Source organism: Micromonospora sp. NBC_00860, assembly GCF_045207375.1.
Lineage (GTDB): Bacteria > Actinomycetota > Actinomycetes > Mycobacteriales > Micromonosporaceae > Micromonospora > Micromonospora vinacea.
This window is the reverse complement of record NZ_CP108825.1, coordinates 4014506-4030853: the sequence shown is the minus strand read 5'-3', so window position 1 is coordinate 4030853 and position 16348 is coordinate 4014506. Positions and strand designations below refer to the sequence as shown.

Genomic DNA, 16348 nt, shown 5'->3' with positions numbered 1-16348 from the left:
TTCGGGAGACCACCATGCCTGTTTTCGAGACGCCAGAACCGATTTCCGTCCAGATCGAGATGCCGATCGGCGATGCCTGGATCGCCGCGAGCGACCGCACCGACACGGCGGTGACGGTGCGACCCCGCGACCCGTCGAGCAAGGCCGACGTGAGCGCCGCGGAACAGACCACAGTCGAGTTCGCCGCCGGGCAGCTGGTGATCCGGGTGCCGAAGAGTTGGCGCCGCTACGGGTTCGGCCCCGGCCCGTCGGTCGACGTTCTGATCGAGGTGCCGACCGGGTCACGGGTGCACGCCGAGGCGTCGTGGGCGGCGTTCCGCTGCGAGGGTCGGCTCGGCGAGTGCCGGATCAAGACCGGGAGCGGTATCCGACTCGACGAGACCGGGCCGTTGGAGATCGACAGCAGTCACGGCGAGGTGGCGGTCGAGCACGTCCTGGGCTCCGCCCGGGTGAAGGCCTCGTCCGGCAAGGTGCGCATCGGCGCTGTCGACGGCACCGCCGAGATCAAGAATTCGTCCGGCGACTGCTGGATCGGCCGCAGCGGTGGCGACGTCCGGATCAACACGGCCTACGGCGACATCACCGTGGACGCGTCGCTGGCCTCGGTGACCGCGCGCACCGCCTACGGCAACCTGCGGCTCGGTGAGGTCACCCGCGGCGCGATCGACGTGCAGACCTCCTACGGCGCGATCGAGGTCGGCATCCGTCGCGGGACCGCCGCCTGGCTCGACGTCAGTTCCAAGCACGGCCGCGTGCACAACGCGCTGGAGTCGACCGACAGCCCGGCGCAGACCGACGAGACGGTCGAGGTCCGGGCGAACACCTCCTACGGCGACGTCATGATCCGCCGCGCCTGATCCACCCCCGCGTCTGACCGATCACCGCGCCGACCACAAATGAGGAGACCATGACCAGCTCCATGAACCCCGCGATCGTCGCCACCGACCTGCGAAAGTCCTACGGCGACAAGGTGGTGCTGGACGGCATCGACCTGATGATCAGCGAAGGCACGATCTTCGCGTTGCTCGGTCCCAACGGCGCCGGCAAGACCACCACCGTGCAGATCCTCTCCACCCTGATCAACCCCGACGGCGGTAACGCCCGCGTCTTCGGCCACGACCTGACCCGGGAGCCCGACGCGGTACGCGCGCTGATCGGTGTCACCGGCCAGTTCTCCGCCGTCGACAACCTGCTCACCGGTCGGGAGAACCTGACCCTGATGGCCGACCTGTGCCACCTAGACAGGGCCGCGGGTCGGCGGCGGATCGCCGACCTGCTCGACCAGTTCGACCTGACCGAGGCGGCGGGCAAGCCGGTGTCGACGTACTCCGGTGGCATGCGCCGGCGGCTCGACCTCGCGATGACACTGGTCGGCGAGCCCCGCGTCATCTTCCTCGACGAGCCGACCACCGGCCTCGACCCGCGCAGCCGCCGGGCCATGTGGCACATCATCCGCGCGCTCGCTGCCGAGGGCGTCACCATCCTGCTCACCACGCAGTACCTGGAGGAGGCCGACCAACTCGCCGACCGGGTGGCGTTCCTCGACCACGGCCGACTGATCGCCGAAGGCACCCCGCGCGAACTCAAGCGGCTCATCCCGGGCGGCCACGTGGTGTTGCAGTTCGCCGACCAGGAGGGGCTCGACTCGGCGGCCCGGACGTTCGAGACCGGCACCCGGGACGACGCGGCGCTCACCCTCCAGGTGCCGAGTGACGGCGGAGTCGGGTCGCTGCGATCCCTGCTCGACCAGCTCGACAGCGCCTCGATCAGCGTGGCGGGGCTTTCCGTACACACCCCCGACCTCGACGACGTCTTCCTCACCCTCACCGGTCAGCCCGACACGCGGGCCAGCCGACCCGACCACGAAAGGGCTCCCGCGCGATGAGCACCCTCTCCCTCGCCGTCCGCGACTCGAGCACCATGCTGCGGCGCAACCTGCTGCACATGCGGCGGTACCCGTCGATGACGTTCCTGCTCATCGGCATCCCGATCATCATCCTGCTGCTCTTCGTCTACGTCTTCGGCGGCACGCTGGGCGCCGGCCTCGGCCCGTCCGGCGACCGTTCCCAGTACGCCAACTACGTCACCCCCGGCATCCTGCTCATCACTGTGGTCAGCGCCGCGCAGGGCACCGCCATCTCGGTCGCGATGGACATGACCGAGGGGATCATCGCCCGATTCCGCACAATGTCGATCTTCCGACCGTCGGTCCTGACGGGTCACGTACTGGGCAGCCTGGTGCAGACCATGCTCAGCCTCGTGGCCGTCACCGTCGTGGCGCTGCTTGTCGGGTTCCGGCCCACGGCCAACCCGGTCGAATGGCTGGCGGCGGTCGGCGTCCTCGCCATGATCACCTTTGCGCTCACCTGGCTGTCAGTCGCCCTCGGTCTGGTCAGTGACAGCGTCGAGACGGCCAGCAACCTGCCCATGCCGCTGATCCTCCTGCCATTCCTCGGCAGCGGGTTCGTCCCCACCGACTCCATGCCGACCGCCGTGCGGCTGTTCGCTGACTACCAGCCCTTCACGCCCGTCATGGAGACCCTTCGCGGCCTGCTCCTCGGCACCGGGATCGGCGCCAACGGGGTCATCGCCGTCATCTGGTGCACCGTCATCAGCGTGGGCTGCTTCCTCTGGGCCAAGGCCCTGTACAACCGCAACCGGACGGCCTGACCCGACCGGCGCGGTGGCGCCATCGCAACATGAGCCGGCGGCTCGGCCCACAGGGGCCGGGCCGCCGGCTCATGGCGTCGTACGACCGGCGGACCGCCAACGCGGGCGCGTGATCGACCGGCGGGTCGGCGCCACGGCGCGTGACCGGGCGGCGGACCGCCGACGTTTAGTGCGTGATCGACTCGGATTTCGTGACATCAGCCGATCACGTGGCGGCGGACCGCGCGACTCCAAGAAACACGAGTGGATCTTGCCTTCGGCGGCGCCCGACGCGCCGTTCGACGCGGGCCGACCGCGCGACCCGTGCACACCAGGACGTTGAATGTTATCGATAACACGGGCACGCCGCCCGGCCGCGCGCTGGGCGGGCCGCCCTCCGGAGCGCTCCGCCATGAGCCTGCATGGTCATCAATGGCTGTCGCGCCGATCCGAGCACGCGACCGCGACACCCCGGGGATGTTATCGCTGCCATCATCCGCAAGAAAGAAGTGGTCGCTATCGGACGGCGCCGCCGGGGTGTGCGACGCACTGGACCTGTCGCGCGGCCTGTCGACGGCTCTCCGGGCGGCGCTCGTTCCGGACGTCGGCCCCATTCGTCAGATGGCTACCGCAGTTGAGGCCCGGAACCTCACAGTTTGCACCGGTCCGCTATCTACCCTCCCGAGTCGGTCCGCCTTCCGCGTTCCGTTACGGAGCTGTTGCGGGTAGATGTCTTGACGAGCCTGGATGTGAGCGTTAACACTATCCCCGTTAACGGTGGAGGTGAACATGAACCGTGTGGACGGAGCTGACGACCGCTACGTCGTCGGTGTCGACTACGGCACCCTGTCCGGGCGAGCTCTGGTGGTCCGTGTCGGCGATGGTGCCGAGTTGGGGACCGCGGTGCACGAGTACGGCGATGGCGTGATCAGCACGGCGCTTCCGGGAGGTCGATCGCTACCCCCGGACTGGGCCCTGCAGAACCCGCAGGACTACCGCGACGTGCTTCGGTACGCCGTCCCGGCGGCGGTGTCCGCCGCGGGGGTGGACCCGGCGGCGGTGGTCGGCATCGGCATCGACTTCACCGCCTGCACCGTGCTGCCGACGCTCGCCGACGGCACGCCGCTGTGCGAAACCCCCGAGCTGCGCGACCGACCGCACGCCTGGGTCAAGCTGTGGAAGCACCACGCCGCGCAGCCGCACGCCGACCGGATCAACGCGCTGGCCCATGAGCGGGCCGAGCCGTGGATCGGCCGGTACGGCGGCAAGATCTCCGCCGAGTGGCAGTACGCCAAGGGCCTGCAGATCCTGGAGGAGGACCCGGAGGTCTACGACCGGGCCGAGCGCTTCATCGAGGCGGCCGACTGGATCGTCTGGCAGCTCTGCGGCACCGAGACCCGCAACGTCTGCACGGCCGGATACAAGGGCATCCTGCAGGACGGTCACTACCCCTCCGAGGGCTTCCTGACCGCACTCAACCCCAACTTCGGCGACTTCGTGGCCAAGCTGGACGGCCCGTTGCTGCCCCTCGGTGCCCGGGCCGGCGCGCTCACCGCCCAGGCCGCCGCCTGGACCGGCCTGCCGGAGGGCATCGCGGTCGCCGTCGGCAACGTCGACGCGCACGTCACCGCGGCGTCGGCGCAGGCGGTGGAGCCCGGTCGGCTGGTCGCCATCATGGGCACCTCCACCTGCCACGTCGTCAACGGCGCGGAGGTCGCCGAGGTGGCCGGCATGTGCGGTGTCGTGGACGGCGGCATCAGCCCCGGCGCGTGGGGTTACGAGGCCGGCCAGAGCGGCGTCGGCGACATCTTCGGCTGGTTCGTCGAGCACGCCGCCCCGGCGGGCGTCGACTCGCACGAGCGCCTCACCGCGCTGGCCGCGAGCCAGCCCGTCGGCGCGCACGGCCTGATCGCCCTGGACTGGTGGAACGGCAACCGTTCCCTGCTGGTCAACCACGACCTCAGCGGGCTGATCGTCGGCATGACCCTGGCCACCCGGCCGGCGGACATCTACCGGGCCCTGCTGGAGTCCACCGCGTACGGCACCCGGATGATCATCGAGGCGTTCGTCGACGCCGGAGTTCCGGTGAACGACCTGGTGATCGCCGGTGGTCTGACCAACAACGCGCTGCTGATGCAGATCTACGCCGACGTGACCAGGCGACCGCTGAACATCATCGCCTCGGCGCAGGGGCCGGCGCTCGGCTCGGCGATCCACGCCGCCGTCGCCGCCGGTGAGTTCCCCTCGATCCACGAGGCGTCGCAGGCGATGGGTCGGGTGCACGAGGCCGTCTACCGTCCGGACCCCGAGCGGGCGCGCGCCTACGACGCCCTCTACGCCGAGTACCGGGCGCTGCACGACCACTTCGGACGTGGCGGCAACGACGTCATGCTCCGCCTGCGGGCGATCCGCAACGCGGCGGTCGAGACCGCCGCGACCCCGCACGAGGCCCCGCTGGAGGTGGTGGCGTGAACGCCGAGGTGACCCGACAGATCGGCGAGCTGCGCGAGACCGTCGCCCGCCTGCACGCCGAGCTGACCCGGTACAACCTGGTCGCCTGGACGTCCGGCAACGTCTCCGCGCGGGTCCCCGGCCAGGATCTGATGGTGATCAAGCCGAGTGGGGTGAGCTACGACGACCTCACCGCGGCCACGATGGTGGTGTGCGACCTCGACGGCGTGCTCGTCGAGGGCGACTTCGCCCCGTCCAGCGACACCGCCGCCCATGCCTACGTCTACCGGGCCATGCCCGAGGTCGGCGGGGTCGTGCACACGCACAGCTCGTACGCGACAGCCTGGGCCGCGTGTGGGGAGTCGATTCCCTGCCACCTCACCGCGCAGGCCGACGAGTTCGGTGGGGAGATCCCGATCGGGCCGTTCGCGCTGATCGGTGGTGACGACATCGGCAAGGGCATCGTCGCCACGCTCTCCGGGCACCGCTCGCCGGCGGTGCTGATGCGCAACCACGGCGTGTTCACCATCGGCCGCGATGCCCGCGCGGCGGTCAAGGCGGCGGTCATGTGCGAGGACGTGGCCCGTACCGCGCACCTGGCCCACACCCTCGGGCAGCCGGTCCCGATGGCACAGGCCGACATCGACTCGCTTTACGACCGCTACCAGAACGTCTACGGCCAACAACCAGTCGCACCGGCGGGCTCCTGACCCTGCACCGATAACCCGGGGCCCGTCGGTCTGCACCACGACGTACCAGCACGCACCACCCGCGTACGCCGCTCTTTCGCACCTCGGCGGTTGGCGCGGTTACCCACCACATCCAGCCAAGGAGATTCGATGGGAAAGATGCGAACGCAGTCCGCTCCGTGGCGCGCTGTCGCGGTCCTCGCCAGTGTGTTGCTGGTCGGCGGCGTGGCGGCCTGCGGCAACAGCGACACCGGCGGCGGCGGCACCAAGGACGACGGCAAGATCACGATGGGCTTCTCCCAGGTCGGTGCGGAGAGCGGCTGGCGTACCGCGAACACCATCTCGATCAAGGAGGCCGCCACGGCCGCCGGGATCGAGCTGAAGTTCGACGACGCTCAGCAGAAGCAGGAAAACCAGATCAAGGCGATCCGCAACTACATCCAGCAGAAGGTCGACGTGATCGCCTTCTCGCCGGTGGTGGAGTCCGGTTGGGACACCGTGCTCAAGGAGGCCAAGGACGCCGGCATCCCGGTCATCCTGACCGACCGCTCGGTCGACTCGGCCGACAAGTCGCTGTACAAGACCTTCCTCGGCTCGGACTTCGTGAAGGAGGGCCGGCTCGCGGGTGAGTGGCTGGTCGAGCAGAAGAAGACCGCCTCGGGTCCGGTGAACATCGTCGAGCTGCAGGGCAGCACCGGCGCGGCACCGGCGAACGACCGCAAGAAGGGCTTCGCCGAGGCGATCGCCGCCAACCCGAACCTGAAGGTCATCGCCTCCCAGACGGGCGACTTCACCCGGGCCGGCGGTAAGCAGGTCATGGAGCAGTTCCTCAAGGCCAACCCGAAGATCGACGTGCTGTTCGCGCACAACGACGACATGGGTCTGGGCGCGCTCGAGGCGATCAACGCCGCCGGCAAGGTGCCGGGCAAGGACATCACCATCATCACGATCGACGCTGTCAAGGACGGCATGCAGGCTCTCGCCGACGGGAAGTTCAACTTCATCGCGGAGTGCAGCCCGCTGCTCGGCCCGCAGCTGATGGACCTGGCCAAGAAGGTCAAGGCCGGCGAGGAGGTGCCTGCTCGGATCGAGACCGAGGAGACCACCTTCACGACCGAGCAGGCCAAGGAAGCTCTGCCGAACCGTAAGTACTGATCGACGACGGGGCCGCCGCGTTCGCGTGGCGGCCCCGCCGCGTCGCTTTCCTTACCCGAAACGGACCGGGCTTGGCCCGCGACGACCCCGTACCACGCCCGCCCGAGCGACCCCCAGGGACGACCGGGCGGGCGCGGCGGGAGCGCAGCGGCCCTTCCGTGTCGACAACCCAGAAGAGGTCTGATGGGATGACGGATAGCCGTCCGGTCCTGACGATGACCGGGATCAGCAAGTCCTTCCCCGGGGTGCGCGCACTCCACGACGTCAACTTCCGGCTCTTTCCCGGCGAGGTGCACGCCCTGATGGGCGAGAACGGCGCCGGCAAGTCGACCCTCATCAAGGTGCTGACCGGTGTCTACGACACCGACGAGGGCACGATCACCCTCGACGGCGAACCCGTGTCGTTCACCGGGCCGATGCAGGCGAACGCCGCCGGTGTGAGCACCGTCTACCAGGAAGTCAACCTCTGCACGAACCTCTCGGTGGCGGAGAACATCTTCATCGGTCGGGAGCCACGGCTCCTCGGCGCCGTCCGCTGGGGTGAGGTTCGCCGCCGCGCCCGCGCCCTGCTGGCCCGCCTCGACCTCGACCTCGACGTCAGCGCGCCGCTCGGCTCGTACTCCCTGGCGATCCAGCAGATGGTCGCCATCGCCCGCGCCATCGACATCAAGGCCCGGGTGCTGATCCTGGACGAGCCGACGTCGAGCCTCGACGCCAGCGAGGTCGCGCAGCTGTTCCGCATCATGCGGCAACTGCGCGACGAGGGCATCGCCATCCTGTTCGTGACCCACTTCCTCGACCAGGTCTACGAGATCGCCGACCGGATCACGGTGCTGCGCAACGGCGGGCTCGTCGGCGAGTACCAGACCGCCGAGCTGCCTCAGCTCTCCCTGGTGGAGAAGATGATCGGCAAGGAGCTCGACGTCCTGGAGGGCATCGAGGAGCACTCCCGACGAGACCTGGCCGTGCTGGAGGAGGGCACACCCCTGGTGGCGGTGTCGAACTTCGGTCGGTCGGGCGCGGTGGAGCCGTTCAGCCTCACCATCCACGCCGGCGAGGTGGTGGGCCTGGCCGGCCTGCTGGGCTCGGGGCGTACCGAGGTCGCGCGGTTGTTGTTCGGGGCCGACCGGACCGACGGCGGTCAGGTCGCGATCGACGGCACGGCGAGCAGCCTGCGCACCCCCGCGCAGGCCATCGACCACGGCGTGGGCTTCTGCTCGGAGAACCGCCGCGCCGAGGGGATCGTCGCCGACCTGTCGGTCCGCGAGAACATGATCCTCGCCATGCAGGCGGCCCGCGGCTGGCTGCGGCCCATTCCGCGTCGCCGCCAGGACGAGCTGGTCGACAAGTACGTCAAGGCGCTCAACATCCGGCCCGCCGACCCGGAGGTGCCGGTCCGCAACCTCTCCGGCGGCAACCAGCAGAAGGTGCTGCTGGCCCGGTGGCTCATCACCGAGCCACGACTGTTGATCCTCGACGAGCCGACCCGGGGCATCGACATCGGGGCGAAGACCGAGATCCAGAAGCTGGTGACGCAGCTGTCCGACGGTGGCATGGCGGTGCTGTTCATCTCCGCCGAGCTGGAGGAGGTGCTGCGCCTCAGCCACAAGGTGGCGGTGATGCGGGACCGGCAGATGGTCGCGCAGCTCGCCAACGACGAGAGCCTGGACGCCGACCGCATCATGCAGACCATCGCCAGCGGATCCCACCGGGAGGAGGCAGACCGATGAACGACACCATGAGCCGCTATCGGACGATGATCGGTCACCGGCTGTTCTGGCCCGCCGCCGTGCTGTTCGTCATGCTCGCCGCGAACACGATCTACCGGCCCGGGTTCCTGTCCGTCGAGCTCAAGGACGGGCACCTGTACGGCACGCCGATCGACATCCTGCGGCTGAGCGCGCCGCTGATCCTCGTCGCGCTGGGCATGACCCTGGTCATCTCGACCGGCGGCATCGACCTGTCGGTGGGCTCGCTCTGCGCGATCAGCGGCGCGATCGCCTGCATGTACATCAGCAAGCAGCCCGACCAGAACAGCCTTGGCGTGGTGGTGACCGCCCTCGCGATGGCGATGGGGGTCGCGCTCGTGCTCGGCGCCTGGAACGGGGTGCTGGTTGCCGTGATCGGGATCCAACCGATCATCGCCACCCTGATCCTGATGGTCGCCGGCCGGGGTCTCGCCCAGCTGATCACCGAGGGTCAGATCATCACCATCAACTCCGAGCCGTACCGGGCGATCGGCCTGGGCCACGCGTTGACCCTGCCGCTTGCCATCTTCATCGCGCTCGCCGCGGCGCTGCTGGTGGCGGCGTTCACCCGTCGCACCGCACTCGGCATGATCATCGAGTCGGTGGGCGGCAACGCCACGGCCAGCCGGCTCGCCGGCATCCGGTCCGGCCGGGTCATCTTCCTCGCGTACGTCATCAGCGCCGCGTGTGCCGCGGTCGCCGGTTTCATGATGACGGCCAACGTCTCCAGCGCCGACGGCAACGCCGCCGGCCTCTGGGTCGAGCTGGACGCGATCCTCGCTGTCGTCATCGGTGGTACGTCCCTCGCGGGCGGCCGGTTCTTCCTGAGTGGCACGATCATCGGCGCGCTGATCATCCAGACCCTGACCACCACTGTGTACGCCATGGACATCTCGCCGCAGACCTCGCTGCTGTTCAAGGCGGTCGTCGTCATCGCCGTCTGCCTCATCCAGGCACCGGCCTTCCGGGCCCGGTTCAGCCGACGTAGGCGCAACGTCCCGCCGCCCGCCACCATCGCCGACAAGCCGAAGGAGCAGGTGCCGGCATGACCACTGGAACGCTTACCGCCGGTCGTACCCGGTTCCGGCTGCCGAGGAAGCAGATACCGGTCCTGGCGACGCTCGCCCTGCTGCTGGTGATGTACGGCATCGGCGTCTCGCAGTACACGGCGTTCTCCAACGTCCAGGTCATCTTCAACGTCTTCATCGACAACGGCTTCCTGCTCGTCGTCGCGGTGGGCATGACCTTCGTGATCCTCACCGGTGGCATCGACCTGTCGGTCGGGTCGGTGGTCGCCATGACGGCGATGGTGTCGGCCGCGCTGCTCCAGGACGGCATGCCGGCGGCGCTGGTGCTGGTCATCGCCCTGCTCATCGGCCCGACGCTCGGCCTGTTGATGGGCTGCGTCATCCACTTCTTCGAGATCCAGCCGTTCATCGTCACGCTCGCCGGGATGTTCTTCGCCCGGGGCATGTGCACCTTCATCTCCGGCGCGTCGATCCCGATCACCGACGGGTTCTGGACCTCGATGTCGCAGGAGCGGATCGGCAACCCCCAGGGCAACTTCGTGTCGATCAGCGTGCTGATCGCCTTCGTGGTGGTCTGCATCGCCGCGTACACGCTGGCCTACACCCGGCTGGGACGCAACGTGTACGCCATCGGCGGCAACCCGCAGTCGGCGCTGCTGATGGGCTTGCCCGTCGGGCGGACCCGGATCGCCGTCTACACGATCAGTGGTCTCTGCTCGGCCATCGGTGGGATCCTGCTGTCCTTCTACACCCTCTCCGGTGCGCCGCTGATCGCCGTGGGGATGGAACTGGACGTCATCGCCGCCGTCGTCATCGGTGGCACGGTGCTCACCGGCGGCGCGGGCTACGTCTTCGGCACGGTGCTCGGCGTGCTGGTCCTCGGCGTGATCCAGACCCTCATCACCTTCGATGGGAGCCTCAACTCCTGGTGGACCAAGATCGTGATTGGTGGTCTGCTCTTCGCGTTCATCCTCCTCCAGCGCCTCATCGGAATCCGTTACAAGTGACCGCCCCTCTCGCGGAAGGCAACTCCATGGCACCACACACCGAACCCGAGATCTGGTTCCTCACCGGCAGCCAAGGCATGTACGGCGAGGAGACGCTCCGCCAGGTGGCCGAGCAGTCCCGCCAGATCGCGGCCGCGCTCGACGACTCGCCGCAGATTCCCGCCCGCGTGGTCTGGAAGCCCGTCCTGACCAACAGCGGTGAGATCCTGCAGGTCTGTCGGGAGGCCGCCGCTCAGGGTGCCGTCGGGGTCATCGCCTGGATGCACACGTTCTCGCCGGCCAAGATGTGGATCTCCGGTCTGGACGCGTTGCAGACGCCACTGCTGCACCTGCACACCCAGGCCAACGTTCTGCTCCCGTGGAACGACATCGACATGGACTTCATGAACCTGAACCAGGCCGCCCACGGCGACCGCGAGTTCGGGTACATCCAGACGCGTCTCGGTGTGGCCCGCAAGACGGTGGCCGGGCACGTCAGCGACCCGCGGGTGACCACTCGGGTCGGGGCGTGGGCCCGCGCCGCGCTGGGCTGGTCGGCGATGCGGTCGCTGCGCCTGGCCCGCTTCGGTGACAACATGCGCGACGTCGCGGTGACCGAGGGCGACAAGGTCGAGGCCGAGCTGCGGTTCGGCGTCTCGGTCAACACCTACGGCGTCAACGACCTGGTCGAGGTGGTCGGCGAGGTCACCGACGCGCAGGTGGACGACCTGGTCAAGGAGTACGAGGACACCTACCGCATCGTCGGCGAGTTGCTGCCCGGTGGCGAGCAGCACGACTCGCTGCGGTACGCCGCGCGCGTGGAGCTGGGCATGCGGGCCTTCCTGGACGCGGGCGGGTTCCGGGCCTTCACGACGAACTTCGAGGACCTCGGGGGGCTGCGTCAGCTGCCGGGCATCGCCGTGCAGCGGTTGATGGCCGACGGCTACGGCTTCGGCGGCGAGGGCGACTGGAAGACCTCGGTCCTGGTCCGCACCCTCAAGGCGATGTCGGTGGGCGTGAGCGGCGGTACGTCGTTCATGGAGGACTACACCTACGACCTCACCCCGGGCAACGAGTTGGTGCTCGGGGCCCACATGCTGGAGGTCTGCCCGACCATCGCCTCCGACGTGCCCAACGTGGAGATCCACCCGCTGAGCATCGGTGGCCGGGAGGACCCGGTCCGGTTGGTGTTCGACGCCGCACCCGGCCCGGCCGTGGTGCTCGGGCTGTCCGACATGGGTGAGCGCTTCCGGCTGGTGGCCAACGAGATCGACGTGGTGGCCCCGCCGCAACCGCTGCGTCGGCTGCCGGTCGCCCGTGCCGTCTGGCGTCCGCGTCCCGACCTGCCGGTCTCGGCCGAGGCGTGGATCACCGCGGGCGCCCCGCACCACACCGTGCTGTCGCAGGCGGTGGGCGTGGAGGAGCTGCACGACCTGGCGGAGATGAGCCGCACCGAGCTGGTCGTCATCGACGCGAACACGGAGCCCCGCCGCTTCGCCGACGAGCTGCGCTGGAACCAGGCCTACCACCGGCTGGCTCGCGGGTTCTGATTCGCGCTGTCGGATCGTACGGAAACGGGTGGTCCACCCCTGCCTGCGGGCGGGGGTGGGCCACCCGTTCGCGTGTGCGCCAGCCGGGCCACGAGGCGGTTGTGTTACGCCTTGACTAACAGCATGTTATCGCTCACAGTCTATAACCAAGATGGTCGATGTCGTTGGCTGGTCCGGCCGCGCGCGCGTCCTGACCCAGCGGTTTCGGCACCTCGTCACCGCGACGGTCGGGCGATCGGTGTTAGCGATCACATGGCCGGGCATGGTCAGCTCGGTGCCCCGCCCGGTGCCGCGGACGCCGACCCAGACCGCACGGTTCGCGTCAGCAGAGGAGGATCATGCTTTCCATCGGTCGGGTTCCCCGGGGTGCGCCACGACGGCGCGGGTGGCTGTCGAGACTCGCCGTCGCCGCGATGGTGCTGGTGGTCGGTGGCGCGGCTGCGGCCGTCGCCTCGTCACCCGCGTCAGCGGCCACCGTCGACACCAGCGCCTGGTACGTGTTGGTGAACCGCAACAGCGGCAAGGCCGTGGACGTGTACAACCTGGCCACGAACGACGGTGCGCGGATCACCCAGTGGACGCGCAACAACGGCAACCAGCAGCAGTGGCAGTTCGTGGACTCCGGAGGCGGCTACTACCGACTCAAGTCGAGGTTGTCGGGCAAGGTACTGGACGTCTCCGGCCGCTCGACCGCCAACGGCGCCAGCGTCGTGCAGTGGACCGACAACAACGGCACCAACCAGCAGTTCCGGCTGGCAGACTCGGACGGCGGCTACGTCCGGTTGATCAACCGCAACAGCAACAAGGTGATGGAGGTGCAGGGCGCCTCGACCGCCGACGGTGGCAACATCGTGCAGTACGACGACTGGAACGGCACCAACCAGCAGTGGCAGCTCGTCCGCGTCGACGGCGGGACCGACCCCACGACGCCACCCCCGTCGAACGGCACGTACCCGAACCCCGTGGTTTGGCAGGACTTCGCCGACGTCGACATCATCCGGGTGGACAACGCCTACTACATGTCGGCGTCCACCATGCACTACTCGCCCGGCGCGCCGGTCCTGCGCTCGTACGACCTGGTCAACTGGGAGTTCGCCGGTCACTCCGTACCCCGCCTCGACTTCGGGTCGAAGTACGACATGAGTGGCGGCAACGCGTACGTCGACGGGATCTGGGCGTCGACGCTGAACTACCGGCCGAGCAACCGGACGTACTACTGGGCCGGGTGCATCGACTTCGCGCAGACCCACATCTACACCGCGTCCGCCGTCGACGGCGCCTGGAGCAAGCACACCACCATCCCCAACTGCTACTACGACGCGGGGATGCTGATCGACGACAACGACACCATGTACGTGGCGTACGGCAACGGCACCATCAGCGTGGCGCAGCTGTCCGCGGACGGGAAGTCCCAGGTCCGCGCCCAGCAGGTGTACCAGACCCCGTCGAGCATCGGGACGCTGGAGGGTGCCCGCTTCTACAAGCGCAACGGCGCCTACTACATCTGGCTCACCCGCCCGGCCAACGGTCAGTACGTGCTGAAGTCGACGAACGGCCCGTTCGGCCCGTACGAGCAGCGTCAGGTGCTGCTCAACCTGCCCGGTCCGATCTCCGGCGGCGGTGTGCCGCACCAGGGTGGGCTGGTGCAGACCCAGAACGGCGACTGGTACTACATGTCCTTCGTCGACGCGTACCCCGGTGGTCGGATGCCGGCCATGGCCCCGATCACCTGGACCGGCGACGGCTGGCCGGTGCTGCAGACGGTGAACGGCACCTGGGGCAGCTCGTACCCGAAGCCCAACCTGCCCGCGCCGCCCCGGGCGGTCAAGCCGCTCACCGGCACCGACACGTTCGCCGGCACCACGCTCGGCCCGCAGTGGGAGTGGAACCACAACCCGGACAACAGCAAGTGGTCGGTCAACAACGGGCTGAACCTGCAGACCGCCACCGTCACCAACGACCTGTACAAGGCGCGTAACACGCTGACCCACCGCATCCAGGGGCCCACCTCGACCGCGACCATCGAGCTGGACTACTCCACCATGCGCGACGGTGATCGCACCGGCCTGGCGGTGCTGCGCAACTCGTCGGCCTGGATCGGAGTCCGACGGGACAACGGGTCCACCCGGCTGGTCATGCAGAACGGCCTGACGATGGACGGCAGCTGGAACACCACCAGCACCGGCAGCGAGGTGGCGAGCACCGCCGTCTCCGGTGGCCGGATCTGGTTGCGCGCCAACGCCGACATCAGACCCGGCTCCGGCCGACAGGCCCGCTTCTCGTACAGCACCGACGGGGTCAACTTCACCTCGTTCGGCAACGCCCTGACGCTGGCGAACAACTGGCAGTTCTTCATGGGCTACCGGTTCGCCATCTTCAACCACGCGACGCAGGCGCTCGGTGGCGCGGTTACCGTGCGGCGTTTCGACCTGACCACCCCGTGACGCCAGTCACACGATGATCGCTCTGACCGGTGGCGTTGGCGACGCGGGCCTGACGGCCTGTGAGGTCCGCGCCACCGCGTCAGGTCCTCGCCGGCCTGCTCCACGCTCTGCCCAGGAGCGAGGGCAGGCCGGCGCACCACATCAGGACCGTGCCCGTACCGGGTGGCGGGGGACTCCGGGTGGGCACCGCGTTGTACGGCTTCGGCGCGTCGCGCAGTCCCCGCACAGCTGCGCCATGTTCGGGGCCGTTGCTGGCGTAGACTGTCGGCGATCCAGCGCTGGTCACCTGGGATTCAGCACCGGCGTGGTGACTGAGCGAGGGGGATCGGGCCGGTCCGCTCCAGTCGACGTCGACGGGCCGCGGGCCGGAGATGTAGCGGGGGGAGCGAAATGGCCGTCCACGGTCCCGCGATGACGGACGTTGCTCGTCTCGCCGGTGTCTCCCATCAGACGGTGTCGCGGGTGCTCAACGGGCATCCCAACGTCCGTGAGCAGACCCGACTTCGGGTACGCGCGGCGATTGCCGAACTCGGCTACCGCCCCAATGGCGCGGCACGCGCCCTGGTGACCGGTCGATCACAGGTCATCGGTGTGGTCGCGCAGAACACGACGCTCTACGGTCCGGCGTCGCTGTTGGCCGCCTTGGAGCAGACCGCCGCCGAAGAGGGTTTCGCGGTCAGCGTCGGCAGCGTGCGCAACCTGGACCACCGTTCCATCTCGGCGGCCGTCGAGCGGCACCTGTCGCACCGGGTGGCCGGCATCGTGGTCATCGCCCCGGTCGAGTCCGCCGGTGAGGCGCTGGAGCGCCTGCCCAAGGATGTTCCGCTGGTCACTGTCGATGGTGATCCGAGCCGGCCGGTGCCGCTGGTGACTGTCGACCAGGTGGCGGGCGCCCGGGCGGCGACGCAACATCTGCTCGACGCCGGGCACCGCACCGTCTGGCACGTCTCCGGGCCGACCGACTGGTTCGACAGCGTCGGCCGGATCGACGGTTGGCGGCAGGCGTTGCTGGCCGCCGGGCTGGATCCGCCGCCGCCGATGCCGGGGGACTGGTCCGCGGCGTCGGGTTACCGGTGCGGGCAGATGTTGGCGCGGATGCCGGAGGTCACCGCCGTCTTCACCGCCAACGACCATCTCGCGCTGGGCGTGCTGCGGGCGCTGCACGAGTTCGGTCGACGGGTGCCGCACGAGATCAGCGTGGTCGGCTTCGACGACGTGCCGGAGGCGGCGTACTTCATCCCGCCGCTGACCACCGTCCGACCGGACTTCGACGCGGTGGCGCGGGCGAGCCTGCAGATGCTGCTGTCCCAGATCGAGTCGGGCACCGGTGGGGCGCTGCGGCAGACCATCGCCCCGGCTCTGGTCGCCCGCGAGAGCGTGGCCCCACCTCGTCGCTGACGGCCGGGCCAACCAGCGGTCGCCCCGCCCGGTGCAGGGAATCTGTCCCGCCGCCGTTCTCCGCTGAGTGGTGCACGCCCGTGCGGTCCCCGCCGGAGTGTGCCAATTCCCGCCGCCGCCGCCGATAAGACGTGACTCGATGGGTTGCGGAGTGTGATCAATCGATGTCGGGCGATGCGAAGCCGTGCAGGTATTGAACCTCGTGAAATGTCGCCGTAACATGATGGGCGTCTCTGTTAACGCTAACAAA

General features: G+C 68.9%; 12 protein-coding genes. All 12 read left to right on the top strand.

Annotation, left to right across the window (positions count from 1 at the left end):
• The first annotated feature begins 14 nt into the window (after positions 1–14).
• Positions 15–857: a DUF4097 family beta strand repeat-containing protein gene (locus OH804_RS18390; RefSeq protein WP_196921965.1), complete on the top strand. Its 843-nt coding sequence runs from the start codon at positions 15–17 to the stop codon at positions 855–857.
• Between the two features lie 50 nt (positions 858–907).
• Positions 908–1885 (top strand): ATP-binding cassette domain-containing protein, encoded by a 978-nt coding sequence (locus OH804_RS18385; protein ID WP_406058359.1) that lies wholly within the window; start codon positions 908–910, stop codon positions 1883–1885.
• Positions 1882–2670, top strand: a complete 789-nt coding sequence (locus OH804_RS18380; RefSeq protein WP_196921967.1) for an ABC transporter permease — start codon at positions 1882–1884, stop codon at positions 2668–2670. The genes OH804_RS18385 and OH804_RS18380 overlap by 4 nt, the downstream gene beginning before the upstream one ends.
• A gap of 768 nt (positions 2671–3438) precedes the next feature.
• The gene (gene araB / locus OH804_RS18375; RefSeq protein WP_406058356.1) at positions 3439–5121 is read left to right on the top strand and encodes a ribulokinase; all 1683 of its coding nucleotides are present in this window, start codon (positions 3439–3441) and stop codon (positions 5119–5121) included.
• Entirely contained in the window at positions 5118–5810 is a 693-nt protein-coding gene (locus OH804_RS18370; RefSeq protein WP_196921969.1) for an L-ribulose-5-phosphate 4-epimerase, read from the top strand. The genes araB and OH804_RS18370 overlap by 4 nt, the downstream gene beginning before the upstream one ends.
• Before the next feature lie 129 nt (positions 5811–5939).
• The gene (locus OH804_RS18365; protein ID WP_406058354.1) at positions 5940–6944 is read left to right on the top strand and encodes an ABC transporter substrate-binding protein; all 1005 of its coding nucleotides are present in this window, start codon (positions 5940–5942) and stop codon (positions 6942–6944) included.
• A gap of 188 nt (positions 6945–7132) precedes the next feature.
• Positions 7133–8674: a sugar ABC transporter ATP-binding protein gene (locus OH804_RS18360; RefSeq protein WP_406058352.1), complete on the top strand. Its 1542-nt coding sequence runs from the start codon at positions 7133–7135 to the stop codon at positions 8672–8674.
• Positions 8671–9741, top strand: coding sequence for an ABC transporter permease (locus tag OH804_RS18355; RefSeq protein ID WP_196921971.1), 1071 nt, complete (start codon positions 8671–8673; stop codon positions 9739–9741). Before OH804_RS18360 ends, OH804_RS18355 begins: the two co-directional genes overlap by 4 nt.
• On the top strand, positions 9738–10727 hold the full coding sequence (gene yjfF, locus OH804_RS18350) for a galactofuranose ABC transporter, permease protein YjfF (RefSeq protein WP_196921972.1): 990 nt from the start codon (positions 9738–9740) through the stop codon (positions 10725–10727). Before OH804_RS18355 ends, yjfF begins: the two co-directional genes overlap by 4 nt.
• Before the next feature lie 26 nt (positions 10728–10753).
• A complete protein-coding gene (gene araA, locus OH804_RS18345; protein WP_406058349.1) occupies positions 10754–12256 on the top strand; it encodes an L-arabinose isomerase in 1503 nt (500 codons plus the stop codon).
• A 338-nt stretch (positions 12257–12594) separates the two neighbouring features.
• The gene (locus tag OH804_RS18340; protein WP_196921974.1) at positions 12595–14700 is read left to right on the top strand and encodes a family 43 glycosylhydrolase; all 2106 of its coding nucleotides are present in this window, start codon (positions 12595–12597) and stop codon (positions 14698–14700) included.
• Positions 14701–15111: 411 nt separating this feature from the next.
• The gene (locus OH804_RS18335; protein WP_181539476.1) at positions 15112–16098 is read left to right on the top strand and encodes a LacI family DNA-binding transcriptional regulator; all 987 of its coding nucleotides are present in this window, start codon (positions 15112–15114) and stop codon (positions 16096–16098) included.
• Positions 16099–16348: the final 250 nt, after the last annotated feature.